Raw genomic sequence first — 26,346 nt, 5'->3', positions numbered from 1 at the left:
CAAGCCCTTGGTTAGCATGCAGTGGTGACAGCCACATCCAGCAGCGGGCCTGCTCTCGGCTGGCCTTCGCGATTGACGAAGGCCCGGCTGCATTTCGTGACCGGCAAGGGCGGTACCGGCAAGTCGACGGTGGCGGCCGCGCTGGCGTTGTCGTTGGCGGCCGGAGGCCGCCGGGTGCTGCTGGTGGAAGTCGAAGAGCGCCAAGGCATTGCGCAACTCTTTGACGTGCCGCCGCTACCCATCGATCCGCTCAAGGTGGCGACCGCCGAGGGCGGTGGGCAGGTCGACGCGCTGGCCATGGACATCGAGGCCGCGTTCCTGGAATACCTCGACCTGTTCTACAACCTGGGGATCGCCGGGCGGGCGATGCGGCGCGTCGGGGCGGTCGAGTTCGCGACCACGATCGCGCCCGGCCTGCGCGACGTCATCCTCACCGGCAAGATCAAGTACCACGTGATCCAGACCGACAAGAACAACAAGCCGGTCTACGACGCGGTCGTGGTGGATGCGCCGCCGACCGGCCGGATCGCCCGGTTCCTCGACGTCACCAAGGCGGTGTCGCAATTGGCCAAGGGCGGCCCGGTGCACTCGCAGGCTGACGGCGTGGTGAAGCTGCTGCACTCCGATCAGACCGCGATCCACCTGGTGACACTGCTGGAGGCCCTGCCGATGCAGGAGACCCTGGAGGCCATCGACGAGCTGCGCGAGCTGGACCTGCCGATCGGCAGCGTGATCGTCAACCGCGACATCCCCGCTCACCTGGATCCCGCCGACCTGGCCAAGGCAGCCGAAGGTGTCGTCGACGCCGATGCGGTCCGGGCCGGGCTGGCCGCGGCGGGGATCACCCTGGCCGACGACGACTTCGCAGGTCTGCTGACCGAAACCATCCAGCACGCCACCCTCATCAGCGCCCGGACCGAAACGGCCGAGCAGCTGCAGCAGTTGGATGTGCCGCGCCTGCATCTGCCGACGATCACCGACGGTGTCGACCTCGGCAGCCTCTATGAGCTCTCGGAAATTCTCGGCCAACAGGGGGTTCGATGACACCCGATACGACCGGCAAGCCGCTGGCGCTGGACTTGGCGGCGATCCTGGCCGACACCTCCAACCGCGTGGTGGTGTGTTGCGGCGCGGGCGGCGTCGGCAAGACCACCACCGCCGCGTCGATGGCGCTGCGGGCCGCCGAATACGGCCGCACCGTGGTGGTGCTGACCATCGACCCGGCCCGTCGGCTGGCGCAGGCGCTGGGCATCGACGACCTGGGCAATCACCCGCAGCGGGTTCCGCTGCCCGCGGAAGTGCCGGGTGAGCTGCACGCGATGATGCTCGACATGCGCCGCACCTTCGACGAGATGGTGACGCAGTACTCCGGCCCGGAGCGAGCCGAGGCGATCCTGGGCAACCAGTTCTACCAAACGGTGGCCACCTCGCTGTCCGGCACGCAGGAGTACATGGCGATGGAGAAGCTCGGCCAGCTGCTCGCCGAGGACCGCTGGGATCTGGTGGTGGTCGACACCCCACCGTCGCGCAACGCCCTGGACTTCCTGGACGCGCCGAAGCGGCTGGGCAGCTTCATGGACAGTCGGCTGTGGAAGTTGCTGCTGGGCCCCGGTCGGGGCATCGGCAAACTGGTCGCCGGCGCGCTCGGCCTGGCAATGAAAGCCCTGTCGACCGTGCTGGGTTCTCAAATGCTTTCCGATGCAGCGAATTTCGTGCAGTCCCTCGATGCCACCTTCGGCGGTTTCCGGGAGAAGGCCGACCGCACCTACGACCTGCTCAAGCGCCGCGGCACCCAGTTCGTGGTGGTGTCGGCGGCCGAGCCCGACGCGTTACGGGAGGCGTCGTTCTTCGTCGACCGACTCTCCCAAGAACACATGCCGCTGGCCGGGTTGATTCTCAACCGCACCCATCCGATGTTGTGCGACCTGCCCATCGAGCGCGCCATCGACGCGATCGAGACGCTGCAGGAGCCCCAGACCGGCGAATCGCTGCCCGAAGGGGCGAAGGCGCTCACCATCGCGGCGCTGCAGATTCATGCCGAACGCGGCGCTACCGCCAAGCGCGAGATCCGACTGCTGTCGCGTTTCACCCGGGCCAACCCGCGGGTTCCTATCGTCGGGGTGCCGTCACTGCCGTTCGACGTCTCCGATTTGGAGGCGCTCGGCGCGATCGCCGATCAACTCACGGCGCAGAAGTAGAAGTAGAAGCGAAGAGGGACTCAGCCGGGCGTCAGCCGGCGTCACGCTGCTTGCGCTGGGCGGCGAAGTACTCACGCCAGGAGGTCACCTCGGGGTGCTGCTTGAGCAGTGCCCGGCGTTGCCGCTCGGTCATACCGCCCCACACCCCGAACTCGACGCGGTTGTCCAGCGCGTCGGCCAGACATTCGAGCACGACCGGGCAGTGCCGACAGATCACCGCGGCTTTGCGTTGTGCCGCACCGCGTACGAAGAGTTCGTCGGGGTCCGCGCCGCGGCATACGGCCTTGGAAACCCAGGCGATTCGGCCCTCGTCCTGCACGCCGCGCAGCACGGTTCGGGGGGTTTGGGATGCTTGGGATGCTGAAGCCGTTGGCATGCTGGTGTTGTGAACCGCTGTCCCTGCAACAGACACTGACGATCCTCCGTCCCGGCCGCCCCGGCAGCCACCTATTCAACATCGGCGCCGACCCAATACTGCGATCTACGCCACATCGCTTCATCAGTGTTACCTGAATCGCACTTGATGTCCAAGTTAGGTGGTCAGGTGGTGTCTGCGCAACAGGTTGATCGGCACTTTTTTGGGACAACCGTGCAGTCCGATCGTGATCTTTGCCGCGATCAGCGGCGCGGCGCTGGGTGAACCCGATATTTTCTGACGTACACGTCAATTTAAGCGGCCCGGGGTTGATGGGCGGTGGCCCCGCTTCGCCCGGCTCCGGCGCGCTTGCGACCACCGCTAGTGTGTTAGCCATGTCGGAGCGTCCCCCGACCGGCCCTACTGTGCTCAAACTGGCCGGGTGTTGTCTGCTCGCCGCCGTCCTGCTCGCGGCGCTGCTGTTCCCCGTCGCCGGCGGTGTCGGCCTGATGTCCAACCGCGCCTCCGATGTGGTGGCCAACGGATCGGCCCAGCTGGTCAGCGGTGATGTGCCCGCGGTGTCGACGATGGTCGACGCCAAGGGCAACACGATCGCGTGGTTGTACTCGCAGCGCCGGTTCGAGGTGCCCAGCGACAAGATCGCCGACACGATGAAGCTGGCGATCGTCTCCATCGAGGACAAGCGGTTCGCCGAGCACAGCGGGGTGGACTGGAAGGGGACGCTGACCGGGCTGGCCGGCTACGCCTCCGGGGACATCGACACCCGCGGCGGCTCGACGCTGGAGCAGCAGTACATCAAGAACTACCAACTGCTGGTGCTGGCCCAGACCGACGCCGAGAAGCGCGCCGCGATCGAGACCACCCCCGCGCGCAAGCTCCGGGAGATCCGGATGGCGCTCACCCTCGACCGGACCTTCACCAAGCCGCAGATCCTGACCCGCTACCTGAACCTGGTGTCGTTCGGCAACAATTCGTTCGGCATCCAGGACGCCGCCCAGACCTACTTCGGCGTCGACGCCTCCGACCTGAACTGGCAGCAGTCGGCCCTGTTGGCCGGAATGGTGCAGTCGACCAGCACGCTGAACCCCTACACCAATCCCGAGGGCGCGCTGGCGCGACGGAACCTGGTGCTGGACACCATGATCGAAAACCTCCCCGGCGAGGCCGACGCGCTGCGAGCGGCCAAACAGGAACCACTGGGCATCCTGCCGCAGCCCAACGAGCTGCCGCGGGGCTGCATCGCCGCCGGCGACCGGGCCTTCTTCTGCGACTACGTGCAGGAATACCTGACGCGGGCGGGGATCAGCAAAGAACAGGTGGCCCGCGGCGGCTACGTCATCCACACCACGCTGGACCCCGACGTGCAGGCCCCGATCAAAGAGGCGATCGACAGCTTCGCCAACCCCAACGTGCAGGGCATCGCCAGCGTGATGAGTGTGATCAAGCCCGGCAGTGACGCACACCCCGTGCTGGCGATGGCCAGCAACCGCACCTACGGTCTCAATGCCGACCTCGGCGAAACCATGCGGCCGCAACCGTTCTCACTGGTCGGCGACGGCGCCGGGTCGATCTTCAAGACATTCACCGTGGCCGCGGCGCTGGAGATGGGCATGGGTATCAGTGCCGACCTCGAGGTGCCCGGCCGGTTCCAGACCAAGGGCATGGGCTCAGGCGGCGCCAAGGGCTGCCCCAAGGAGACCTGGTGCGTGGTCAACGTCGCGCCCTACCGGTCACCGATGAACGTCTCCACCGCGCTGGCGACCTCGCCCAACACCGCGTTCGCGAAACTGATCTCCCAGGTCGGGGTCGGCCGCACCGTGGACATGGCGATCAAGCTGGGCTTGCGTTCCTACGCCGATCCGGGCACCGCGCGCGACTACGACCCGGACAGCAACGAGAGCCTGGCGGATTTCGTCAAACGGCAGAACCTGGGCTCGTTCACCCTGGGCCCGATCGAGGTCAACGCGCTGGAGCTGTCCAACGTTGCCGCCACCTTGGCCTCCGGCGGGGTCTGGTGCCCGCCGAACCCGATCGACAAGGTCTTCGACCGCAACGGCAACGAGGTGGCCGTCACCACCGAGACCTGTGAGCGGGTGGTTCCCGAAGGGCTCGCGAACACCATGGCCAACGCCTTGAGCAAGGACATTCAAGGCGGCGGCACCGCGGCACCGGCCGCCGGTTCGGTGGGCTGGGATCTGCCGATGGCAGGCAAGACCGGCACCACCGAGGCGCACCGCTCGTCGGGCTTTCTGGGCTTCACCAACCGCTACGCGGCAGCCAACTACATCTTCGACGACTCCAGCTCGCCGTCGGACCTGTGCTCGTTCCCGCTGCGGCACTGCGGTGACGGGGACCTCTACGGCGGCAACGAGCCGGCCCGGACCTGGTTCGCGGCGATGAAGCCGATCGCCACCGACTTCGGCGACGTCGTCATGCCGCCGACCGATCCGCGGTATGTCGATGGCGGGCCCAACTCACGAGTGCCCAGCGTCACCGGCCTGGACGTCGACGCCGCCCGCGCACGGCTCAAGGAAGTCGGGTTCCAGGTCGCCGACCAGCCGAACTGGGTCAACTCCAGCGCCCGTTCCGGGGCGGTCGTCGGCACCTCACCGGGTGGGCAGACCATTCCCGGTTCGATCATCACGATCGAGGTCAGCAACGGCATCCCGCCGCCACCGCCACCACCACCGGACGGTCTGCCGCCGATGGGCCCGGTGGGTTCGACGGTGGTGGAGATTCCGGGGCTGCCACCGATCACCATTCCGCTGCTGCCGCCCCCGGCACCGCCGCCGTAATCGCGGTGCCGGGGTCCGGGCGCAGTAGTCTGAACGCCATGGCTGCCTCACCTGCCCTGACCCGGTCCGTCGTCGCCGCTTCGGCGGTGCTCGGGCCGGCGGCTCTCGCTATCGGCTACGGCGCGATCATCGAACGCAACGCGTTTGTGGTGCGCGAGGCGACGATGCCGGTGCTGGCTCCCGGCTCGTCACCGCTGCGGGTGCTGCACATCAGCGACATCCACATGCGCCCCGGCCAGCGCCGCAAGCAGGCCTGGCTGCGGGAGCTGGTGCGCTTGGAGCCGGACCTGGTGGTCAACACCGGCGACAATCTCGCGCATCCGAAGGCAGTGCCGGCGGTGGTGCAGGCCCTGGGGGATCTGCTTTCGGTGCCGGGAGTGTTCGTGTTCGGCAGCAACGACTACTTCGGGCCGCGGCTGAAGAACCCGGCGAAGTACCTGACCAAGCCGACGCACCGCGTGCACGGCGTCCCGCTGCCCTGGCAGGACCTGCGCGCGGCGTTCACCGAGCGGGGCTGGCTGGATCTGACCCACAACCGTCGCGAATTCGACGTGGCCGGCCATCGGATCGCCGCGGCCGGCGTCGACGACCCGCACATCGAGCGGGACCGCTACGACACCATCGCCGGTCCGGCCGACCTGACCGCCGATCTGCGCCTGGGGCTCACCCATTCGCCGGAGCCGCGCGTGCTGGACCGGTTCGCCGGCGACGGCTACCAGTTGGTGATGGCGGGCCACACCCACGGCGGCCAGCTGTGCGTGCCGTTCTACGGCGCACTGGTGACCAACTGCGGGCTGGATCGCTCCCGGGTCAAGGGGCCCTCGCAGTGGGGCGCGCACATGCGCCTGCACGTCTCGGCGGGGATCGGCACCTCGCCGTTCGCGCCGGTGCGGTTCGCCTGCCGTCCCGAGGCCAGCCTGCTGACTCTGGTGGCGGCGCCGACCGGCGGTGATGACTCTCAGCTCACCCGCGGCTCGACCCAGCCCTCCGTGTCGGCCCGTTGACTGGGCGGATCGCCGACCACGGGCATCCACGGCGCTGGGCCGACAACGCGATCCGGCTGATCGAAGCCGACGCACGGCGCAGCGCCGACACCCATCTGCTGCGTTACCCGCTGCCCGCATGGGCGGACGAGGGCTCGGGTCTTCACGTGGCGCTGTACCTCAAAGACGAGACCACCCACATCACCGGCAGCCTCAAGCACCGGCTGGCCCGCTCACTGTTCCTCTACGCGTTGTGCAACGGCCGGATCGCCGAGGGCACCACGGTGGTCGAGGCGTCGTCGGGCTCCACCGCGGTCTCCGAGGCGTATTTCGCCGCGCTGCTGGGGCTGCCGTTCGTCGCGGTGATGCCGGCATCGACCAGTGCGTCGAAGGTGGCGCTGATCGAGGCGCAGGGCGGGCGCTGCCATTTCGTGGAGCATTCGGCCGATGTGTACGCCGAGGCGGAGCGGATCGCCGCCGACACCGGCGGGCATTACCTGGATCAGTTCACCAACGCCGAGCGGGCCACCGACTGGCGCGGCAACAACAACATCGCCGAGTCGATGTTCTCCCAGATGCGCGACGAGGCCCATCCGATCCCGGATTGGATCGTGGTGGGGGCCGGTACCGGCGGCACCAGCGCGACGATCGGCCGCTACATCCGGTATCGCCGGCACGCGAGCCGGTTGTGCGTGGTCGACCCGGAGAACTCGGCCTTCTATCCGGCCTACTCGCAGTGCCGCTACGACGTGGTGGTCGAGGAGTCGTCGCGGATCGAGGGCATCGGCCGACCGCGGGTGGAACCGTCGTTCCTGCCCGACGTGGTGGACCGGATGGTGACCGTGCCCGATGCCGCCTCGGTGGCCACCGCGCGGCACGTCAGCGCGGTCTTGGGCCGTCGGGTGGGTGCTTCGACCGGCACCAATGTCTGGGGAGCGTTTGGGCTACTGGCCGAGATGGTCGCCGATGGGCGCAGCGGGTCGGTGGTCACCGTGCTGGCCGACAGCGGCGACCGCTACGCCGACACCTACTACAACGACGACTGGCTGGCGCAGCAGGGGCTGGACCCGACGGGCCCGGCGGCAGTATTGGCCGAGTTCGAGAGGTCCTGCCGGTTCGCGTTCGCCTGAGCCCGCTCTTCGGCTGCGTCGGGGTTGGTGGCTGCAAGCCACACCGCAGCCAGAGCGAAGAAACCGGCATACACCGCTCCGCCTAACAGCGTCATGATTTGACTCCCTTTGCACTAAACCTTGTTAGCCAGTCTGCCTAAGTCCGCCTATGTTTGCGAAGTCCCCACGCCGGAATGTGGGGAGTTTCATGCTCCCGGGGACTAGTGAGCTGGGCCTCGGGGTGGGGCGCAGGGGTCTCAGCCGGGCGCTGTCACCAGCCGTTTGGGTGACCGGCGGGCAGGTGCGATACGCTGTCGTGGCTTCACACGGGGTGTGGCGCAGCTTGGTAGCGTGCTTCGTTCGGGACGAAGAGGTCGTGGGTTCGAATCCCGCCACCCCGACAGTTTTTGCAGTTCAACGGGCCTTGACCCGCGGTTTCGCCAATCCGGTCCACCGGCTGTCTCGGCGGTAGACAATGTCTCCCGTGGACTTCCCCATGCGCTACGACCGGTGGTACCGACCACTGGCGACCGTGCTGGGCCTGGGTCCCGGGCGGGCGAGCATCCGGGTGGCTGACGGGCTGCTGCAAGTCCGCAGCGGCTGGGCCTTCGCCATCGACATCGCGGTGAACAACATCGAATCCGCCCGGCCCGCGCCGGAACGCATGTGGGGCTGGGGGGTTCATCAGGCGTGTAATGGCTGGCTCGTCAACGGATCCCGGCACGGCGTGGTCGAAATCTTGCTGACCCACGGCGTCAAGCCGACGAAGGCGCCGACGGCCGGCTGGTTCAACAAGCCCGTCCGGCGCCTCTACGTCAGCGTCACCGACCCCGACGGCTTCATCGCCGCGCTCACGGGCTGGCAGTTGCCGGCGACCGGCTCCTAGAGCCGTTCCCGGACCGCGGCCGACAGCCGAGACCCATCGGCCTTACCCGCGGCGATCGCGGTGGCGGCCTTCATCACCTGGCCCATGTGCTTCATGTGCGGCCGCTCCCCGATCGCCTCGGCCACCTGCGCCAGCGCGGTGTCGACGACGTCAGCCAATTCGGCGTCGCTGAGTGGCGCCGGAAGATACTCGTCGATGATCCGGGCCTCGGCGTGTTCTTCGGCGGCGAGGTCACCCCGGCCGTTCTGGGTGTAGATGGTCGCGGACTCCGCACGCTTGCGGGCCTCGCGCGCCAGCACCTTGAGGACGTCCTCGTCGGTCAGTTCCCGGGCCTGTTTGCCGGCGACCTCTTCGGCCTGGATCGCCGCCAACAACATTCGCAGGGTCGCCGTGCGCAGCTTGTCCTGCGCCTTCATTGCCGCCGTCAGATCCGCACGCAACTGGGATTTGAGTTCCGCCATGCCCCATAACGCTACGCTCAGCCACATGGTGAATCCGCCTCCGCCCGGCTACCCCGGGCCTGGTTTTCCGCCGCCCGGCTACGGCCCACCGCCCGGCTATGGCCCGCCACCTCCGGGCTACGGCCCCCCGCCCGGCTACGGACCCCCAGCACCGGGCTACGGCGCACCGCCGCCCGGCTACGGCCCACCGCCCGGCTACGGCGCGCCGCCGATGGGTTACGGCCCACCGCCTGCCGGCTACGGTCCCCCGCCCGGCTACGGCCCACCGCCACCGGGATACGGCCCACCTCCGGGATACCCGCAGCCTGAAGTCAAGCCCGGCATCATTGCGCTGCGCCCGCTGAGCCTGACCGACATCTACAACGGCGCCGTCGGTTACATCCGGGCCAACCCGAAGACCGTGCTGGGGCTCACCGCCGTGGTCGTGGTGGCTACTCAGATCATCAGTGGGATCGCCCAGTTCGGCCTGCTGTCGGCGCTCGGCCCGTCGGGTCCGGGTAGGTCGTCCTCGGAGCTCTCCGGCGGTGACGTGGCGGCGTGGCTGACCGGTTCCGCCGGCGCGGCCATCGTGACTGCGCTCGGCACCATCGTGTTGACCGGCCTGCTGACCGTCGTGGTCGGGCGCGCGGTGTTCGGGTCGCCGATCTCCATCGCCGAAGCCTGGGCGATCGTGCGCGACCGCTTCGGCTCGCTGGTCGGCCTGACCGCCCTGATCGGTTTGGGCGCGGTGGTGCTGTGTGGCTTCGCGGCGGCCATCATCGCCTTCGCCGACGGAGCGGGCGGCACCGGCGCCGCTGTGTTGATCGCCGTGCCGTTGGTACCGGCGCTGATCGCAGCGTTGGCCTACGGCTATACGGTGCTGGTCTTCGCGCCGACGGTGATCGTGCTGGAGCGCCAACCGGTGTTCGAGGCGATGCGCCGGTCGTTCTACTTGGTGCGCAACAGTTTCTGGCGGGTGCTGGGCATCATGGCGCTGACCGCCCTGATCGTCTCCCTGATCAGCAGCGCGGTGGCGTTTCCGTTCAACATCTTCGGGATGGTGGTCACCCACGGCGCGGACGCCCTGACCGGCGGCGCGCAGTTGAGCCTGTTCTCCCGAATCGGCGCGACGATTGCCCAGATCATCGTGCTGCCCTTCACCGCCGGTGTGTCGGTGCTGCTGTACACCGACCGGCGCATCCGGGGCGAGGCATTCGACCTGGTGCTGCGAACCGGCGCGACCGGTGGACCGTACGTCGGCGGCTGGACCGACAACCTCTGGCTGACCCGGCCCCCGGGGTAAGGACCACCGGGTGCCCACCGTCGACATCGACCGCGAAGCCGCCCGCGAGGCGGCCGAACGCGAGCTGGCCAAACCGATGTACCCGCGGCCGTCGCCCAAGCAACAGTTCCTCGACTTCATCGAGACGCTGGTGCGGCGGTTGGTGCTCAAAGGTTCGGAGTTGCCCGGCGGATGGTTCACCATCAGCGTGTTGCTGATCGTCCTTGCGGCGGCCGTGGTGGCCGCCGTGCACGTCAGCCGCCGGATGCTGCACGACGGCCACCGCGGCGACCCGTTATACGGCGCAACACAACTCAGCGCCACCGAACACCGTGCCGCCGCGCAGCGCCACGCGGCATCGGGAGATTGGGGCGCGGCGATCCGGCACCGGCTGCGAGCAGTGGCTCGTCAACTCGAGGAGACCGGGGTCTTGCTTCCCGCCACGGGCCGTACCGCCACCGAACTGGCCCGCGATGCCGGCGCGGCGCTGCCCGTCTTGGCCGGTGAACTGTTCAGGGCCGCCGAGACGTTCAACGATGTCAGCTACGGCGAGCTGCCCGCCACCCCGGAGGGATATCGGATCGTCGCGGACCTCGACGAGCGGGTGGGGGCCACGACGCAGGCTCGGCAGTACCGGTGACGGCCATCCGGCGGACGTGGCTGTGGGTCGCCGTGGCCCTGGCTGTGATCGTGGCGGTTTCGGCGGTGGGCGCCTACCTGACCACCCCACGACCGGGCGGCCGGATGGATCCGAATGCCACCGGACCCGAGGGCGCACACGCGCTCGTGGCGCTGCTGCGTCACCGCGGGGTCGAGGTCGTGCCCGCCGGCACCGTCGATGACGTGGCCCGCGAGGCGCGTCCCGACACCCTGGTGCTGGTGGCCCAGACCCCGCGCATCGCCGGCAGTGAGCTGATGAACCGGCTGGCCGGCCTGCCCGGCGACCTGCTGCTGGTGGCACCGGACGCCCTGGCCCGCAGGGCTCTGGCACCCCGGGTGCGGTCCGGCCCCGTACGCGCGTTCACCCGCCAGCCCGGCTGCGGCCTGCGCGAGGCCCAACGAGCCGGACCGGTCGACCTGCGCACCACCGCGACCTACGTTGTGACCCAAGGCCATTCTGCGGCCAGCTGCTACGACGGCGCCTTGGTGCGCTATCGCGACGGCTCGCGCACCATCACCGTGATCGGCAGCGAGACCTTTATGACCAACGCCGACCTGGCCCGGGAGGGTAACGCCGCGCTGGCGATGAACCTCGCCGGGACTTCAGGACGCCTGATCTGGTACGCGCCCCAACATATTCAAGGCGCAAAGGCGGGAAAGGCGGCGATAGCCGGACTGATCCCGCCGAACGTCCGATGGCTGTTCTGGCAGCTGTGTGTGGCACTGGCACTGGCCGCGCTGTGGAAGGGCCGCCGGCTCGGCCCCCTGGTGGCCGAGCAATTGCCCGTCGTCGTCCGCGCATCGGAGACGGTCGAGGGCCTCGGCCGGCTCTACCGCTCCCACCGGGCCCGCGACAGAGCCGCCGCCGCCCTGCGCGCCGCGGCCCTGCGCCGACTGGCTCCACGCCTGGGGTTGGGCCCGGGACCGAAGCCGCCCGAGCTGGTCGCGGCAGTGTCGGCGCGGACTGGGGCACACCCGGACTGGTTGTGGCACTTGCTGTTCGGGACACCTCCGGACTCCGACGACGCCCTGGTCGCTCTGGCCCGTGCACTCGACGACATCGAAAGGCAGGTCACCCACTCGTGACTCACACTCCCGCAGAGAATCCGGCGGCGGCCGCAGCCCGTGACGCGTTGCTGGCGTTGCGCAACGAAGTCGCCAAGGTCGTGGTCGGCCAGGACGCGGTGGTCAGCGGCCTGGTGATCGCACTGTTGTGCCGCGGCCACGTGCTGCTCGAAGGTGTTCCGGGCGTTGCGAAAACACTGCTGGTCCGAACTCTGAGCGCCGCGTTGCGGCTGGACTTCAAACGGGTCCAGTTCACCCCCGACCTGATGCCCGGTGACATCACCGGCTCGCTGGTCTACGACACCCACACCGCGGAGTTCGTGTTCCGGCCGGGACCGGTCTTCACCAACCTGCTGCTGGCCGACGAGATCAATCGCACCCCACCCAAAACCCAGGCGGCGCTGCTGGAGGCGATGGAGGAAGGGCAGGTCAGCGTCGACGGCGCGGCCAAGCCGCTGCCCGACCCGTTCATCGTCGCCGCCACCGCCAACCCCATCGAGTACGAGGGCACCTACCGGCTGCCGGAGGCCCAGCTCGACCGGTTCCTGCTCAAGCTGACCGTGCCACTGCCGGTGCGCGAGGCCGAGATCGACATCTTGTCCCGGCATGCGCAGGGCTTCGACCCGCACGACCTGTCCGCGGTGGCCGAGGTGGCCGGCGCACAGGAGTTGGCCGCCGGCCGCGCCGCGGTGCGCCAGGTGCTGGTGGCCGACCAGGTACTGGGTTACATCGTCGACGTGGTCGCGGCGACCCGGCGCTCGCCCGCCCTGCAACTGGGTGTCTCGCCCCGTGGCGCGACCGCGTTGCTGGCCACGTCGCGGTCGTGGGCGTGGCTGTCCGGGCGCAATTACGTCACGCCTGACGACGTCAAGGCGATGGCCCGCTCCACGCTGCGGCACCGGGTGATGTTGCGCCCGGAGGCCGACCTCGAAGGTGCTACCGCCGACGGGGTTCTCGACAGCATCTTGGCCTCGGTTCCGGTGCCGCGCTGGTGATTCTGACGGGTCGCGCCGCACTGATCGCACTGCTCTGCGCCGTGCCGGTCACGCTGGCCCCCTGGCCGGCGGCGGCGTTCGCGGTGCTGCTGGCCGGGCTGATCCTGGCGGTGGTGCTCGACGTCGCGTTGACGACAGATCCCGCAACGCTGCGCATCGAGCGGTCCATGGACACCGCGGTACGGCTCGGCCAGACGTTGACGACCACGTTGTGGATCGGCAACGGCGGCCGACGATTCCGCGGGCAGCTTCGTGACGCCTGGCCGCCCAGCGCCTGCGCCGCACCGCGCTCCCATCCGCTGGAGTTGGCGGCCGGCCAGCAATCCCGGGTGGTCACCGAGCTACGACCGATCCGCCGCGGCGACCAGCGGGCCGCCCGGGTCACCGTGCGCTCGATCGGGCCGCTGGGGCTGGCCGGGCGGCAGCGATCCAGGCAGGTGCCCGGGCACGTGCGGGTACTCCCGCCGTTCTTGTCCCGCCGGCACCTGCCGGCACGCCTGGCCCGACTGAGGGAGGTCGACGGGAATCTTCCGGCGCTGGTGCGCGGTCAGGGCAGCGAGTTCGACTCGCTGCGCGAATACGTCGTCGGCGATGATGTGCGCTCGATCGACTGGCGGGCCACCGCGCGGCGTTCCGAGGTGGTGGTGCGGACTTGGCGGCCCGAGCGTGACCGGCGGGTGGTCATCGTGCTCGACACCGGCCGCACCGCGGCCGGCCGGATCGGGGTCGACCCCACCGCACGTGACCCCGCAGGCTGGCCCCGGCTGGATTGGTCGATGGATGCCGCACTATTGCTGGCGGCGTTGGCATTACGCGCCGGCGACCACGTCGATCTGCTCGCCCATGACCAGGTGGCCCGGGCCGGGGTGTTCGGGGCGTCGCGGACCCGGCTGTTCGCTCAGCTGGTGGACGCGATGGCGCCGCTGCAGCCGGCGCTGGTCGAGTCCGACGCCGCGGCGATGGTGGCCACCTTGTCGCGGCGGGCACGCCGACAGAACCTGGTGGTGCTGTTGACCGATCTCAACGCCTCCGCCCTGGAGGAAGGCCTGCTGCCGGTGTTGCCGAAACTGACTGCAGAACACCAGGTGATCCTGGCCGCGGTCGCCGATCCGCGGGTGGAACGACTGGCACACGGACGCGGCGACGCGGCCGCGGTCTACGACGCGGGCGCCGCCGAGCGGGCCCGCAATGACCGCCGCGCGATGGCGGCCCGGTTGCGACGCAGCGGCGTGCAGGTGATCGACGCCCCACCCGAGGACCTGGCGCCGGCACTGGCCGACGCCTATCTGGCGATGAAGGCCGCCGGACGGCTCTGACCCCGGCCGCGAGCGTGCACGGAATGTCACGATTAGCGGCGTGGCGCCGTGCAGACACGCGCGCTCGCGGGGTGCGGGGCTAACCGGTGGGGATGACGTCGGGGGCATCGGCGATGTCACCGGTCTCGTCGGCGGCCACCGCCTTGCGCCCGAAGTACACCACGTAGGCCAGAAACGCCGCCTCGACCACGACGCCGATGCCGATCCGCAGCCAGGTCGGCAGGGACGACGGGGTCACCATCGCCTCGAGCAGCCCGGCCACGGCGAGCACCACGACCAACCCCACGGCCACCGCGACGACGGCCCGGCCCTGTTCGGCGAGCGCCTGTCCGCGGGACCGATCCCCCGGTGCGATCACCGTCCAGCCCAGTCGCATGCCCACCGCGCCGGCCAGGAACACCGCCGTCAACTCCAGCAGTCCGTGCGGGGCAAGCAGTCCCAGCATGAATCCGCCCCGGCCGGCGTGGAACATCAGCCCGAGACCCAATCCGAGGTTGGCCGCGTTGGAGAACAACAGCGCCGGGATCGGCAGGCCCAGCAGCACCGAGAACGCAATGGCGCGGGCGGCCACCCAGGCGTTGTTCACCCAGACCTGCAGGGCGAACGACCCGGCCGGGTGATCGCTGTAGTAGGCGGCGAAGTCGTGGTTGACCAGCCGGTCGATCTCCGCGGGGGTGCCGATCACCGCCTGCACATCGGGGTTGCCGGCCACCCAGCAGGCGATGACCGCCGACACCGCCAGGAACACCGCGGCGGTGCCCAGCCACCACCGCCAGGCCCGGTAGGCGACTACCGGAAACGACACCGTCACGAACCGGACGAACTCCGAGGCCAACGGCGCATGGGCGCCGGTGACGGCGGCACGCGCCCGTGCCACCAGGGCGGAAAGTCGGCCGATGAGCGCTGCATCCGACGACGACGAGCGCACCACCGACAGGTGAGTGGACACCCGCTGATACAGGTCCACCAATTCGTCGACCTCAGCGCCGGTGAGCCGTCGCCGATTCTTGACCAGTGACTCCAGCCGCTCCCAGGTCGGTCGGTGGGTCAGCACGAAGGCGTCGACATCCACGTCGCCGAGCGTAGCGTCTGAGCTATGCCCAACCGCAGCCCCGAGCTGGTGACCGGCGACGCCGTCGTCCTCGACATCGCGATCGCGCAGCTGCCGGTGCGCGCGGTGAGCGCGCTGATCGACATCACCGTCGTAATGGTCGGTTACCTGTGCGCGATCGTGCTGTGGGCCACCACTCTCGGCCGGTTCGACGACGCGTTGACCACGGCAATCATGATCATCTTCGCCGTGCTGCTGCTGGTCGGCTACCCGGTCACCATGGAGACGCTCACCCGGGGCCGGTCGCTGGGCAAGATGGCGATGGGACTGCGGGTGGTTTCCGATGACGGCGGCCCGGAACGCTTCCGGCAGGCACTCTTTCGGGCGCTGGCCTCGGTTATCGAAATCTGGGGCCTGACCGGCAGCCCAGCGGTGATCTGCAGCCTGCTGTCACCGCGCGGAAAACGCCTGGGCGACATCTTCGCCGGCACGGTGGTGATCAGCGAACGCGCGCCGGCTTTGACTCCGCCGCCGATGATGCCGCCCGGGCTGGCCTGGTGGGCGTCGAGCTTGCAGTTGTCGGGCCTGCGCGCCGAGTCCGCGGAGCTGGCAAGGCAATTCCTGGCCCGAGCCGCACAGCTCGACCCGCACACCCGGCAGATGATGGCCTACCGGATCTCCGGTGACGTGCTGGCGCACATCTCACCGCCACCGCCCCCGGATGCCCCACCCGAACTGGTGTTGGCCGCGGTGCTGGCCGAACGGCATCAACGCGAGCTGGCGCGGTTTCAGGCCGTGCCGCCCGGACCGTATTTCCCGCCGCCTCCGGCGCCGTGGCCGCCACCGAATGCGGGCGGGTTCTTCCCCCCGGGCTGAACCCTCCGCGCAACACGGTGTTGCATTCCGATAGTTCCCGATATATCGTCAACGTATCGGGAGTGAAAGACGCTCCCCATCGAGAGCAATGAGGTACGCATGAATATCCCCTTCGGTCCGCCCGGCGGACCCTTCACAGACGATGCCGAACACCCCGTCGGTTTCGGTTTCGGCCCGGCGACGCCGCATCAGCGCCGCGCCGCCCACATCGCGCGTCGGCAGGCCCGGCGCGAGTTTCGCAGGCAGCTGCGCGACCACGCCGCCGACCATTGCGCCCCGTTTGGCTTCGGTGCCGGCCACGAGGCCGCCGGACCCGGGTTCGGCCCGGATTTCCGGCACGGATTCGGTCCGGGGTTCGGACCTGGTTTCGGTCCCGGCGGCCCCGGCTTCGGCTTCGGCTTCGGTCCGGGCGGGCACCGTGGGCACCGGCGCGGCAATCGCGGCCGGCGCGGCGACGTGCGGCTCGCCATCCTGGCGCTGCTGGCCGAGGGCCCGATGCACGGCTACGAGATCATTCAGCAGATCGCCGAACGCAGCCAACAACTGTGGCGTCCCAGCCCCGGATCGGTCTACCCGACCTTGCAGATGCTGGTCGATGAGGGACTGATCACCGCCAGCGAAACCGACGGCAAGAAACGCCTTTTCGAATTGACCGAAGAAGGACGTGGCGTCGCCGAGACGATCGAGACCCCGCCGTGGGAGCAGATCACCGACGGCGCCGACCCGGGGCAGCTCAACCTGCGCACCGCGACGGGTCAGCTGTTCGGCGCGGTCGCGCAGGCCGGCCAGGCCGCCACGCCCGAACAGCAGCAGCGCATCGTCGACATCATCAACAGCGCCCGCAAGGAAATCTACGGGATCCTCGGCGAGACCGAGTAAGGGTCAACAGCGCCGAAGAACCCGATGCATCGCGGTCTTCTCGTTGGATGAAACCCACAGTCCGTAGGCGGTTTTGACCGCGATCTGACGGGCGACGAATTCGCATTCGAACGCGGCGTTCGCCGGCAGCCAGCCGGCGGCGTCGCGGAATGCTTTGTCAAAGTTGGCTTGTGCGCTGACCGCGAGCAGGTTGCGCGGATCGTTGGCGAAATCGCGGCGACGCCGATCGTCCCAGGACCGCGCTCCCTTGTACCAGGCATCGGCCAACGACACGAGATGGTCGACCTGCACGGCTTCGGATGTCTCCGGTCCACGGACGAACGTGATGGTCTCCCCGGAGTACGGGTCGTGCAGGACGCCGCGCTGCACCAGGCAGGTGCCCCGTCGAAGTTCGATCTGGGTCAGGTCGCGACGCAGGATGTCGTCGCGGGTGTTGCAGCCGTTGTGGCCGAATTCGACATCGACATCGTCGCTCCACCGCTCACCGAACCGGTAGCGCTTGAAATCCTGCTCGCGGTCCCAGCCCTTGACCGGGAGCGCTTCGAGCATGCGGCGGGCATCGTCATAACCAGGGTCGAGCGGCGCCGCGCCGGGCGTCGGCGGCGCCGGAGTCGGCGAGGGACCCGACGGCTGCGAAAACCGACCGTCGTACTGCCACCACGCCCAGCCGACGGCCGCCACCACGACCAGCGCAACCAGCGCCCCGGGCAACACCCGTCTGCGTGCGGCCATTCTCAGGGCAGCTCGACCCAGTCCAGCGTGCGCTGCACGGCCTTTCGCCACCCGGCATAGCCTTCGGCCCGCTGCTCATCCGACCAGTTCGGGGTCCAGCGCTTGTCTTCGCGCCAATTGGCACGAAGATCGTCGGGCCCCTTCCAGAACCCGACACCCAGTCCGGCCGCATACGCCGCCCCGAGAGCGGTGGTTTCGGCCACCACCGGCTTGACCACGTCGACCCCGAGCACGTCGGCCTGGATCTGCATACACAGGGCGTTGGCGGTGATACCGCCGTCGACCTTCAAAACACCAAGGTGCACACCGGAATCGGCTTCCATCGCCTCGGCCACATCTCGGCTCTGGTAGCAGATCGCCTCCAACGTGGCGCGGGCCAGATGTGCGTTGGTGTTGAAGCGGGACAACCCCACGATCGCGCCGCGCGCATCCGAACGCCAGTAGGGCGCGAACAAACCGGAGAACGCCGGCACGAAGTACATCCCGCCGTTGTCGGAGACCTGGCGGGCCAGGCTCTCGACCTGCGTGGCGCCGCTGATGATGCCCAGCTGGTCGCGCAACCACTGCACCGCGGAACCGGTGACCGCGATCGAGCCCTCCAGCGCATACACCGGCTTGGCATCGCCGAACTGGTAGCAGACCGTGGTCAACAATCCGTTGTTGGAGCGGACGATCTGCTCACCGGTGTTGAGCAGCAAGAAGTTTCCGGTGCCGTAGGTGTTCTTCGCCTCGCCCGCCGACAAACACACCTGGCCGACCATCGCGCTCTGCTGGTCGCCCAGGATGCCGGCGATCGGCACCTCGCCGCGCAACGGCCCGGTACTCGTGGTGACCGCATGCCGGCGTCGCGTCGACGACGCCGTGATGCGCGGCAGCATTGCCCGCGGGATCGAGAACAACGCCAGAAGTTCGTCGTCCCAGTCCAGGGTCTCGAGGTTCATCAGCATGGTGCGGCTGGCATTGGTGACGTCGGTCAGGTGCACGCCGCCGCGTGGCCCGCCGGTCAGGTTCCACAGCACCCAGCTGTCGCAGGTGCCGAACAGCGCGTCGCCGCGCTCGGCGTCGGCGCGCACACCCTCGACGTTGTCCAGAATCCACTGCAGCTTGCCGCCGGAGAAATAGGTGGCCGGCGGCAAGCCCGCCTTGCGCCGGATCACCTCACCGTGGCCGTCGCGCTCCAGGGCCGCCGCGATGGCGTCGGTTCGGGTGTCCTGCCAGACGATCGCATTGTGGTAGGGCTGGCCGGTCTTGCGGTTCCACACCACCGTCGTTTCGCGCTGGTTGGCGATGCCCAGCGCCGCCAGGTCGGAAGCGTGGAGCTTGGTGGTGTTGAGCGCTGAGACCAGCACGGCCGCGGTGTGGTTCCACAATTCGAACGGATCGTGTTCCACCCAGCCGGCTCGCGGCAGGATCTGTTCGTGTTCGAGCTGATGGCGGCCCACCTCCGCACCGTCATGGTCGAAGATGATGCAGCGAGTGCTGGTGGTGCCCTGGTCGATCGACGCGACGAAATCGGCCAAGTCTGACTCCTGTCCATACCGGTGCCGGTCGGTGCCGCGTCCATCATGGCCCACCTGGTCCGATCGGGGTGGCGCTACACGGCGGATCCGACGCCCCGAACGGGTCAGTCCACAAAATTAGACATTCTTCACGAAGCCATCAGACGCTATTCATTCACTCGGGCGCATATTTCGATGTATTGCGAGTAGATCTCGTGATGGTGAACAAACGGTGTCGGAACGCCGCCGATGTCTTTGCCCCCACAAGCCGCCGTGGCCGACCGCGTGCAGGTCAGAACTGAATCGGAGGAGCAATGGACGTCGTCCTCGGTGTGGCACTTGCGTCGAGCGAACCCACCACCATCCACACCGTGCTGGTCTGCGGAGAACGCGGGGACGGCGTCACGCTGGAAGAGCGCAGCATTGACGTGCCGACCGACGACTCCGTCGAGTTCGCCGCCGTCGACGCGTTGATCGCGGCGATCCTGCGGGCCCGCGACGCCGCGGACTCAGCGGGTCTGCACCTGGTCTCGACCGGAGTGACGGTGACGGATCCCCTCGACGCGGCGGCAGTGAGTTCACGGCTTTCCAGCGGCGCCCTCGAGGGCCTGGAAAACGTAGCCCTTGTCTCTCCGGTGCTCGCGGCGGCAAGCCTGGCCCACAACCTGGGGCAGACGGTCGGCTGTGACCAGATGGGGCTGCTGTCCGTCGAGTCGGCGACCGCGACGCTGGCCATGGTGGACTGCACCGACGGCACCATCACCCGGATCTTTCGTCAAGCCCTCGATAACGGCGACGCCACCGCCGCGGTCGACACCGTCGCCGATCGGCTCAACGCCGCCGAGACGTCTCCGGACGGACTGTTCCTGATCTGCTCCGAGGGCGATTCGACCGCGCTGCGGCCGCGGCTGGAGGCGACGGTCGACCCCGAGGTGTGTGAGCCCGCGGAGCCGCACGCCGCCCTGGCCCGGGGTGCGGCACTGGCGTCTGCCCGCCTGGTCGGCGTCGACGCGGAGTCCGCCGCGCTGGCCTATACGCAAGAACCCGCATCCGGCGCTTTAGGCCCCTGCTACTACGACATCCCCGGCTTCGACCCCGGTCTCGGAGCCGACGATCTGGCCTACAGCGCGGTGCCCGACGACGAGGCCGAAGCAGCCACCGAGATCTTCGCCCCGGTGGGTCAGCCGCCCCGGCGCCCGTTGCTGGTGGCCGGTGCGGCGCTGGCGTCGGCCACCTTCGCTGCGGCCTCGGCGCTGATGGTGGCCATGACGCTGGACATCACCCCCAACCTGGTCGCGTTGCGTCCGGAATTGGGGCGAGCGTTGACCATCCCCCACCGGGCTCCGAACCTTCAGGTGCCCGCCACGGAGCCGTCCGGGGGACAACCGCCGGTGATGGGGCAGGTACCTGCGGACTCGATACCGCTGCCGCCGTTGAACCTCCCCTCGGCGCCCGATCTCCCGGCGGCGGTGCCGGTGGGAGCCCCGGCGCCCGCTCTGCCGGCACCGGTGCCGCTGGCGGCCGGGGCAGGCACTGGGCCACTGTTTGTTCCCGCCCCGGTCTTCGGCCCGCCGTTGCCCCTGCAACCCCCGGCGGCGCACGCCCCATCGCCCTTCGTCGTGGCGCCGCTTCCGCGGCCGGCCCCACACCGGCCCGTCCTTGCGGGGTTGCCTGATCTGTCATTCCTGTTGGGGTTGCCCGGGAAGAAGCCGGCGGCCCCTGCTCCGCCGGTGGTCAAGCCCGACCCTCCCGTGGTCAATCCGAAGCCGCCGGTCGAGCTCCCCAATCCCCCGGTCGTGAAACCCATTCCGCCGATCGTCAAGCCGCACCCGCCGGTAGTGCAGCCGAACCCGCCGGTCGAGCTCCCCGATCCCCCGGTCGTCAAGCCCAATCCCCCGGTGATCAAACCCATTCCGCCGGTGATCAAGCCGAATCCCCCGGTGGTCAAACCAGATCCCCCGGTGATCAAGCCCAATCCCCCGGTCGTCAAACCTGACCTCCCGGTGATCAACCCGAACCCCCCGGTGGTGAAAGTGCCGGATCCACCGGTTCAGGTCCCGGAACTTCCCGCCGTCAACCCCAACCCGGGCATTCAGCTGCCTGAGCTGCCGGTCAAGGTTCCCGACGCACCCGCAGTCAACCCCAACCCGGGAATCCAACTGCCGAATCTGCCGATCCAGCTGCCGAATTCAGGCCCTCCGGCCGGACTTCCGGTTCCCCAGGCGCCGGTCATGCCGTCACTACCCGCACCTCAGGCGCCCTCGCTGCCGGCGTTCACCCCACCCCAGGCGCCGTCGCTGCCGGCGTTCACCCCACCCCAAGCGCCCTCGCTGCCATCGCTTCCGGCGCCCCAGGCACCGTCGCTGCCCTCGCTGCCCGCACCGAGCGCCCCCTCCATGCCCAACCTCGGTGGCGGCATGTTCGGCGGCGGCGGCAAGCCCGGCGGCATCTTCGGCGGGGGCGGCAAGCCCGGCGGTGGCCTGTTCGGTGGAGGCAGCGGCGGTGGGCTGTTCGGCGGCGGAGGACACCGCGGTGGCGGCGGACTCTTCGGCGGCGGAGGCGGCGGCGGATTGTTCGGCGGCGGCGGCAAGGGCCTGTTCGGCCACTAGCGTGTGAAGTCCGCTCACCCGCTGTCCCAACACCGTTCCACTGCGTTGCCAGTCGGAGTTCGTCGGTTATCGGACCTACTGCTGGCGAGGTCATATAATCCCAGGCCACTGGCCTGATTGTCAGCTTCATCCGGCTATCCGCACAGGTCGCTGGGTGTTTGCTGAGAGAAAGTCCCGCAAAGTACCATCTAGCCGTGCATCTTCGGCGGGAATGCCGGAACAGGCAGCGCCACGATGAGGCGCCGCCGGAGCGTCGCGCGATGAGTCCGGTGCGCCGGCGACCCATCACCACTTGAGCCGCGGCCCGGCAATGGCAAAACGAATCGTCAGTCGGCGAGCCGAAGATCACGCGCTGGTCGAATTCCTCGACACGGCGCTTCGCCGGCCATGCGCTCTGATCATTGAGGGCGACCCGGGTATCGGTAAGACGACGCTGTGGCTGGATGCTGCGGCCCGTGCCCGTGAGCGTGGATTCCGGGTACTCACCACCCGGGCGGCTGCGGCCGAATCGGTGCTGGCCTATACGGCGCTTTCCGATCTGCTCAATGACGTCGACGACGCGATCTGGGCGGACCTTCCCGCACCGCAGCAGCAGGGCTTGGACGCGGCGCTGTTACGCAACCGCCGCGGCGCGCGCAAGGCCGACACGCGAGCGGTAGCAGCGGCTTTCGTCGCAGTTATCGGCCGGCTCGTTGAGCAAGGCCCGGTGCTGATCGCCATCGATGACCTTCAGTGGCTCGACACCTCCAGCGCCAATGTTGTGGCGTCCGCAGCGCGAAGGCTTCCTGAGGGCGCAGCGCTGGTCTGCACCACGCGCACCTCGGATGTGACATCACGGATACAGCTCCCCAGACCCAATGATGTGTACCGAATTCGCATGCACCCGTTGACGGTTGGAGAATTACAGCAGGTTATCGCGCATCGGCTCAGCGTCAGGGCCGACCGTCCCACGCTGCTTCGGATTCACGCGATCGCCGGTGGAAATCCATTTTTCGCATTGGAACTGGCCCGCGAAATCGGCACCAAGCGCACTGCTGCGTTGGCCTTGCCCAGCAGCCTCAGCGATCTGGTCAACGCGCGGGTGGGCCGCCTCGGCACCGATGTTGAGGACGCCCTGCTCGCGATAGCCAGCCTGCCTGATCCGACCGTACAGGTGGTGGCCCAGGCTGTCCATACCACACCCGGCCGTCTTGTCGAGTCGCTCGCAGATGCCGAAACCCAAGCGGTGGTGGCCATCGAGGGAAACCGAATCCAGTTCACCCACCCCATCCTGGCGCACGGCGTCTACAGTGGTGCCACATCGCGGCGCCGACGCGAAATGCACAGCCGCCTAGCTGAATTGGTCGCTGAGCCCGAACTTCGTGCGCGCCACCTCGCATTGGCCGACCCAACCGGCGAACCGCAAACCCTGGGCGCTCTCGACGATGCTGCCGAGATCGCACACACCAGGGGCGCTCCCGCCGCTGCGGCCGAACTGCTGGAGCTGGCGATCGGCCTGGGCGGGGACATACCTGAGCGTCGAATCCGTTCTGCCCATTACTATTTCTTGGCCGGCGATCGGCAGAGCGCCCGTGAGCTGCTGGAGGCGAACCTCGAACGACTGTCACCCGGAAATCTGCGCGCGGAAGCCTTGAGCCAGCTGGCGATCATTCGCCTCTACGACGACGGTTTTGTAGAGGCCACCGATTTGTTGCAGCGCGCACTCGATGAGGTTGGCGACAGGATCGATCTTCGAGTCCAGGTATCGGTGACGCTGTCGTATGCGCTTTTCAACGCGGGCCGACTGCACGAGGCTGTGCTGGCTGCCGAAGACGCAGTGGCCCATGCCGAGCAGCTCGGGGAACCGCACGCTCTGAGCCAAGCGCTGAGCATGCGCACCCTGATGCACTTTCTTCGCGGCGACGGCTTCGACGATGCCACGATGGCAAGGGCACTGGCGTTGGTCGGTGGCCAGCCCCATGCGCTGATGCCGTTGCGGCCGCAGGTGCAGAACTCACTGCTGTTGGCGTTCACCGGTCAGCTCGAACTCGCTCGCGCGCAGCTGCTGTCCATCAGACGGCAAGCCATTGAGAACGGCGAAGATGACGAGCTCATCTTCGTCGCCTTCCACAGCTTCCTGGTCGACTTCTGGCTCGGAAACATCGCAGAGGCTGCTCAGCTCGCAGAGCAGACCACAGAAATAGCACTGCAACTGGGCAGCGAACTTTCGCATATCGCGGCGCTCACCGCGCGCGCGTGGCTGGACGTCTATGCCGGCCGAGAGTCTGCGGCCAGACAAGGCGTCGCTGACGCGCTGGCATCCAGCCATTCCAGCGGGACATACCGGGTGCTTCAGTGGACTATCACCGCATTGGGCTTCTTAGAGGTATCGCTGGGCAAATACGAAGCGGCGCTTGACACTCTGAAACCCCTATTGGCGGTGTTCGCAGAGTCTCCGCATTCAACCGAGATCGTCGGTGCTCTCTTCCTGCCTGACGCGGCAGAGGCGCTGATCCGGCTAGGTCGCCTCGATGACGCCGAGCCGTTGATCGACGCGCTGGAACGCAACGGCCATCGCCTCGATCGCGCCTGGATGCTGGCCGTGGGACTGCGTTGCCGAGCGATGCTGTTGGCCGCACGCGGTGACCGTGGCGCAGCCATCGCAGCAGTCGAGCTCGCCATGACCGAACACCACCGCCTGCCAATGCCCTTTGAAATGGCCCGCACCCAGCTGCTGCTCGGCCAGCTACAGCGTCGCCTGCGCCAACGCGACACGAGCACAGCAACATTGCAGGAAGCCCAGCAGACTTTCGAGCGACTCGGCGCGAACCTGTGGAACGATCGCGCCAAGGCCGAGCTGGCCAGGGCCACGCCCGGCGGACGCCGCACCACCGCAGGACTCAGCGATTCCGAAGAACGCGTTGCCGAACTCGCCGTGGCCGGGATGACCAACCGCGAAATAGCCGCTGCCATGTTCATCAGCCCCAAGACCGTCGAGGTCAACCTCAGCCGGATCTACCACAAACTGGCCATCCGCTCGCGCGCCGAGCTCTACCAGGCACTCACATGTACGGACGCGGACCCAGTACCCAAAGAGTAGGTAAAACCCTGATGCCAGTCAGCACGCGTCCCGATAGCTTGTGGTGATGGGCATCAACGAGGTTGGTCCACAGCGCTTCCTCGTGGAGTGGTACGGACCCCGAGCGCCTGCGTGTCCCATCAACGAGACGGCCGGGCGCCTCAACGACGGCGCGGCATCCATCGCGGCCCACGGCGAGACCATGCGAGTCCTGATGGTGCTGGCGGTTCCGGCGGACGATTACACGTTCGGCATCTTCATAGCTGAGTCGGCGGGAGCCGTCGCGCAGGTATGCGTCGAAGCGGGCGCACCTGCGGAACGCATCAGTGCTGCGATCGGCTGGCCGGGGACACTTGACTGTTGATCGGTCACCCAGGCCGAGCGGTCAGAAGGGCCTCACCGCCTGATCGGTTACCGACATTCCATGGCCAGTGCGATCATTGGTGAACGTCGTGCCGACTGGGCTGGCGACGATCGTCCAGCCCTGGGCACTATAGGTCTGACTCTCCAGGGCGACGCGGCCCGCAAGTGCGCCGAGATCGGCTTCGACCCAATTGAATTGACCGTTCGCATTCACGCTGACAGTGTGGAACGGTCGGCCGTCGGGTTTATTGGGCCAGTTGTCCGCTGAGGTTTGGCAGGCAACCAGCTCACTCGCGATCGAACAGCCGGTTGATCCCGACATCGTTTCGACTCTTACATATCCCTGGTCGTTCGGCGTGAGCGGGATCGCCGGTGGCGGCGGCGACTCGGACATCGAGACCAGGCCGTACTCCCGTGGCGTGGCGTCGACCGTGACCATAATCCAAGAGACCGCTGCTGCGATGAGGCTGACGGCCGTCGTTACGTCGATCGCCGTATAGACGCCGCGTACTCCTAACCGACGCATATGTCGACCTTCGGGTCACAGGTCTTCTGGGGCGGTGCGGGCGGGCGTGTCGTCGTTGGCGGATTGACAGTCGTGGATGGTGGCGGCGGAGTCCGCGTCGGCAGCGGCGTCGTGATCGTCGTCGGCGGCGTAGTCCGCGTCGGCAACGGCGTCGTGATCGTCGTCGGCGGCGGAGTCCGCGTCGGCGGGGCGATAGTCGACGTCGTTGACACAGTCGGCCGCGGCGGGGCGATAGTCGACGTCGTCGACACAGTCGGCGGGGTCCCCCCAGGCCCGGGCGGACGCGATGGCTTCGGAGAGTTGGGCGGTGGCGGAGCGCCAGGAGTTTGCAGGGGCGACCCGGTGGGCGGCACCTTTGAGGCCGGGATCCCGCCGGTCGGGCCGGTCCCCGCGGCGGCGTTCTGTCCCCACGTCTCCTTGCGCCGATCCGGAGTGACACACACACCGTCACCCTCGAATGCCTCGCGCCACACGTATCCGGGCTTGCAGGTGAGGGGGCCATAGGCGCCGCCATTGGGCTCGCGGAGGTTGGCCGCATTGGCGTTCTCCTGCGCTACTTCGTCAGCAACTTGCTTGGTAACACACACTTGATCGCCCGGGCGCGCATTGCGTGGGACAAGGCCTTGCGGACATCCATCATTCGCGTAC

Annotated in this window: 23 protein-coding genes and 1 tRNA gene; 17 read left to right on the top strand and 7 right to left on the bottom strand. The window is 68.3% G+C overall.

Annotated features, from left to right (window positions below; translation table 11 throughout):
* Positions 1-21 precede the first annotated feature (21 nt).
* Together ABW16_RS14165 and ABW16_RS14160 are read left to right on the top strand one after the other, a co-directional pair.
* The gene (locus ABW16_RS14165) at positions 22-1,044 is read left to right on the top strand and encodes an ArsA family ATPase (RefSeq protein WP_047319822.1); all 1,023 of its coding nucleotides are present in this window, start codon (positions 22-24) and stop codon (positions 1,042-1,044) included.
* Positions 1,041-2,198 carry an ArsA family ATPase gene (locus ABW16_RS14160; protein WP_047319821.1) on the top strand — a complete coding sequence of 386 codons (1,158 nt, stop codon included), beginning with the start codon at positions 1,041-1,043 and terminating at the stop codon, positions 2,196-2,198. The genes ABW16_RS14165 and ABW16_RS14160 overlap by 4 nt, the downstream gene beginning before the upstream one ends.
* 31 nt (positions 2,199-2,229) lie before the next feature.
* On the opposite strand, the gene ABW16_RS14155 is transcribed toward ABW16_RS14160, so the two are convergent.
* Positions 2,230-2,574 carry a WhiB family transcriptional regulator gene (locus ABW16_RS14155; RefSeq protein WP_047319820.1) on the bottom strand — a complete coding sequence of 115 codons (345 nt, stop codon included), beginning with the start codon at positions 2,572-2,574 and terminating at the stop codon, positions 2,230-2,232.
* Positions 2,575-2,948: 374 nt separating this feature from the next.
* Here ABW16_RS14155 and ponA2 point away from each other — a divergent pair, with 374 nt between their 5' ends.
* From ponA2 to ABW16_RS14130, 5 genes are all read left to right on the top strand, one after another.
* Positions 2,949-5,369 carry a transglycosylase/D,D-transpeptidase PonA2 gene (gene ponA2 / locus ABW16_RS14150; protein ID WP_047319819.1) on the top strand — a complete coding sequence of 807 codons (2,421 nt, stop codon included), beginning with the start codon at positions 2,949-2,951 and terminating at the stop codon, positions 5,367-5,369.
* A gap of 38 nt (positions 5,370-5,407) precedes the next feature.
* Positions 5,408-6,373, top strand: a complete 966-nt coding sequence (locus tag ABW16_RS14145) for a metallophosphoesterase (protein WP_047319818.1) — start codon at positions 5,408-5,410, stop codon at positions 6,371-6,373.
* Positions 6,370-7,482 carry an L-cysteine desulfhydrase Cds1 gene (gene cds1 / locus ABW16_RS14140; RefSeq protein WP_047319817.1) on the top strand — a complete coding sequence of 371 codons (1,113 nt, stop codon included), beginning with the start codon at positions 6,370-6,372 and terminating at the stop codon, positions 7,480-7,482. The genes ABW16_RS14145 and cds1 overlap by 4 nt, the downstream gene beginning before the upstream one ends.
* A gap of 306 nt (positions 7,483-7,788) precedes the next feature.
* Positions 7,789-7,862 (top strand) — tRNA-Pro (locus tag ABW16_RS14135).
* Between the two features lie 83 nt (positions 7,863-7,945).
* Positions 7,946-8,347 carry a hypothetical protein gene (locus ABW16_RS14130; RefSeq protein WP_052956916.1) on the top strand — a complete coding sequence of 134 codons (402 nt, stop codon included), beginning with the start codon at positions 7,946-7,948 and terminating at the stop codon, positions 8,345-8,347.
* On the opposite strand, the gene ABW16_RS14125 is transcribed toward ABW16_RS14130, so the two are convergent.
* Positions 8,344-8,808, bottom strand: a complete 465-nt coding sequence (locus ABW16_RS14125) for a GatB/YqeY domain-containing protein (protein ID WP_047319815.1) — start codon at positions 8,806-8,808, stop codon at positions 8,344-8,346. The genes ABW16_RS14130 and ABW16_RS14125 overlap by 4 nt on opposite strands.
* Positions 8,809-8,833: 25 nt before the next feature.
* Here ABW16_RS14125 and ABW16_RS14120 point away from each other — a divergent pair, with 25 nt between their 5' ends.
* The 5 genes from ABW16_RS14120 to ABW16_RS14100 are packed head-to-tail and all read left to right on the top strand — an operon-like array spanning position 8,834 to position 14,105.
* The gene (locus tag ABW16_RS14120; protein WP_047319814.1) at positions 8,834-10,090 is read left to right on the top strand and encodes a membrane protein; all 1,257 of its coding nucleotides are present in this window, start codon (positions 8,834-8,836) and stop codon (positions 10,088-10,090) included.
* 10 nt (positions 10,091-10,100) lie between these two features.
* Complete coding sequence (locus ABW16_RS14115; RefSeq protein ID WP_047319813.1) at positions 10,101-10,709, top strand: DUF4129 domain-containing protein; 609 nt, start codon at positions 10,101-10,103, stop codon at positions 10,707-10,709.
* Entirely contained in the window at positions 10,706-11,815 is a 1,110-nt protein-coding gene (locus tag ABW16_RS14110; protein WP_047319812.1) for a DUF4350 domain-containing protein, read from the top strand. Before ABW16_RS14115 ends, ABW16_RS14110 begins: the two co-directional genes overlap by 4 nt.
* Positions 11,812-12,789, top strand: coding sequence for an AAA family ATPase (locus tag ABW16_RS14105; RefSeq protein WP_047319811.1), 978 nt, complete (start codon positions 11,812-11,814; stop codon positions 12,787-12,789). The genes ABW16_RS14110 and ABW16_RS14105 overlap by 4 nt, the downstream gene beginning before the upstream one ends.
* The gene (locus tag ABW16_RS14100; protein ID WP_047319810.1) at positions 12,786-14,105 is read left to right on the top strand and encodes a DUF58 domain-containing protein; all 1,320 of its coding nucleotides are present in this window, start codon (positions 12,786-12,788) and stop codon (positions 14,103-14,105) included. Before ABW16_RS14105 ends, ABW16_RS14100 begins: the two co-directional genes overlap by 4 nt.
* A gap of 79 nt (positions 14,106-14,184) precedes the next feature.
* Here the strand turns inward: ABW16_RS14100 and ABW16_RS14095 are convergent, their stop codons facing one another.
* Positions 14,185-15,177 carry a stage II sporulation protein M gene (locus tag ABW16_RS14095; protein WP_047319809.1) on the bottom strand — a complete coding sequence of 331 codons (993 nt, stop codon included), beginning with the start codon at positions 15,175-15,177 and terminating at the stop codon, positions 14,185-14,187.
* 24 nt (positions 15,178-15,201) lie between these two features.
* Here ABW16_RS14095 and ABW16_RS14090 point away from each other — a divergent pair, with 24 nt between their 5' ends.
* The gene (locus tag ABW16_RS14090) at positions 15,202-16,032 is read left to right on the top strand and encodes an RDD family protein (protein ID WP_047319808.1); all 831 of its coding nucleotides are present in this window, start codon (positions 15,202-15,204) and stop codon (positions 16,030-16,032) included.
* 99 nt (positions 16,033-16,131) lie between these two features.
* A complete protein-coding gene (locus ABW16_RS14085; RefSeq protein ID WP_047319807.1) occupies positions 16,132-16,911 on the top strand; it encodes a PadR family transcriptional regulator in 780 nt (259 codons plus the stop codon).
* A 3-nt stretch (positions 16,912-16,914) separates the two neighbouring features.
* Here ABW16_RS14085 and ABW16_RS14080 read toward each other — a convergent pair whose 3' ends face one another.
* Together ABW16_RS14080 and glpK are read right to left on the bottom strand one after the other, a co-directional pair.
* Positions 16,915-17,643 carry an HNH endonuclease family protein gene (locus tag ABW16_RS14080; protein ID WP_047319806.1) on the bottom strand — a complete coding sequence of 243 codons (729 nt, stop codon included), beginning with the start codon at positions 17,641-17,643 and terminating at the stop codon, positions 16,915-16,917.
* Between the two features lie 2 nt (positions 17,644-17,645).
* Positions 17,646-19,163 (bottom strand): glycerol kinase GlpK, encoded by a 1,518-nt coding sequence (glpK, locus tag ABW16_RS14075; RefSeq protein WP_047319878.1) that lies wholly within the window; start codon positions 19,161-19,163, stop codon positions 17,646-17,648.
* A 293-nt stretch (positions 19,164-19,456) separates the two neighbouring features.
* On the opposite strand from glpK, the gene ABW16_RS26910 reads away from it, so the two are divergent.
* From ABW16_RS26910 to ABW16_RS14060, 3 genes are all read left to right on the top strand, one after another.
* Entirely contained in the window at positions 19,457-21,751 is a 2,295-nt protein-coding gene (locus ABW16_RS26910) for a hypothetical protein (protein WP_052956915.1), read from the top strand.
* Between the two features lie 310 nt (positions 21,752-22,061).
* On the top strand, positions 22,062-24,830 hold the full coding sequence (locus ABW16_RS14065) for a helix-turn-helix transcriptional regulator (RefSeq protein WP_047319805.1): 2,769 nt from the start codon (positions 22,062-22,064) through the stop codon (positions 24,828-24,830).
* Between the two features lie 46 nt (positions 24,831-24,876).
* On the top strand, positions 24,877-25,173 hold the full coding sequence (locus ABW16_RS14060; RefSeq protein ID WP_131721504.1) for a hypothetical protein: 297 nt from the start codon (positions 24,877-24,879) through the stop codon (positions 25,171-25,173).
* Positions 25,174-25,194: 21 nt separating this feature from the next.
* On the opposite strand, the gene ABW16_RS26035 is transcribed toward ABW16_RS14060, so the two are convergent.
* Both ABW16_RS26035 and ABW16_RS26415 read right to left on the bottom strand, forming a co-directional pair.
* Positions 25,195-25,698 carry a hypothetical protein gene (locus ABW16_RS26035; protein WP_131721503.1) on the bottom strand — a complete coding sequence of 168 codons (504 nt, stop codon included), beginning with the start codon at positions 25,696-25,698 and terminating at the stop codon, positions 25,195-25,197.
* A gap of 15 nt (positions 25,699-25,713) precedes the next feature.
* Positions 25,714-26,109, bottom strand: a complete 396-nt coding sequence (locus ABW16_RS26415) for a hypothetical protein (RefSeq protein WP_047319803.1) — start codon at positions 26,107-26,109, stop codon at positions 25,714-25,716.
* Positions 26,110-26,346 lie beyond the last annotated feature (237 nt).

It is taken from the genome of Mycolicibacter heraklionensis, assembly GCF_001021505.1.
GTDB classification, from domain to species: Bacteria; Actinomycetota; Actinomycetes; order Mycobacteriales; family Mycobacteriaceae; genus Mycobacterium; species Mycobacterium heraklionense.
Note: the sequence above shows the minus strand (reverse complement) of the source record. Positions and strands in the feature narration are given on the sequence as shown.

Excerpts from the sequence above, each read along its gene's own strand:
- ABW16_RS14145 (WP_047319818.1), top strand. The coding sequence starts at position 5,408 with ATGGCTGCCTCACCTGCCCTGACCCGGTCCGTCGTCGCCGCTTCGGCG.
- ABW16_RS14160 (WP_047319821.1), top strand. The coding sequence starts at position 1,041 with ATGACACCCGATACGACCGGCAAGCCGCTGGCGCTGGACTTGGCGGCG.
- ABW16_RS14125 (WP_047319815.1), bottom strand. The coding sequence starts at position 8,808 with ATGGCGGAACTCAAATCCCAGTTGCGTGCGGATCTGACGGCGGCAATG.
- ABW16_RS14060 (WP_131721504.1), top strand. The coding sequence starts at position 24,877 with ATGGGCATCAACGAGGTTGGTCCACAGCGCTTCCTCGTGGAGTGGTAC.
- ABW16_RS14120 (WP_047319814.1), top strand. The coding sequence starts at position 8,834 with ATGGTGAATCCGCCTCCGCCCGGCTACCCCGGGCCTGGTTTTCCGCCG.
- ABW16_RS14155 (WP_047319820.1), bottom strand. The coding sequence starts at position 2,574 with ATGCCAACGGCTTCAGCATCCCAAGCATCCCAAACCCCCCGAACCGTG.
- ABW16_RS14065 (WP_047319805.1), top strand. The coding sequence starts at position 22,062 with ATGGCAAAACGAATCGTCAGTCGGCGAGCCGAAGATCACGCGCTGGTC.
- ABW16_RS14080 (WP_047319806.1), bottom strand. The coding sequence starts at position 17,643 with ATGGCCGCACGCAGACGGGTGTTGCCCGGGGCGCTGGTTGCGCTGGTC.
- ABW16_RS26035 (WP_131721503.1), bottom strand. The coding sequence starts at position 25,698 with ATGCGTCGGTTAGGAGTACGCGGCGTCTATACGGCGATCGACGTAACG.
- ABW16_RS26910 (WP_052956915.1), top strand. The coding sequence starts at position 19,457 with ATGGACGTCGTCCTCGGTGTGGCACTTGCGTCGAGCGAACCCACCACC.
- ponA2 (WP_047319819.1), top strand. The coding sequence starts at position 2,949 with ATGTCGGAGCGTCCCCCGACCGGCCCTACTGTGCTCAAACTGGCCGGG.
- ABW16_RS14085 (WP_047319807.1), top strand. The coding sequence starts at position 16,132 with ATGAATATCCCCTTCGGTCCGCCCGGCGGACCCTTCACAGACGATGCC.
- ABW16_RS14090 (WP_047319808.1), top strand. The coding sequence starts at position 15,202 with ATGCCCAACCGCAGCCCCGAGCTGGTGACCGGCGACGCCGTCGTCCTC.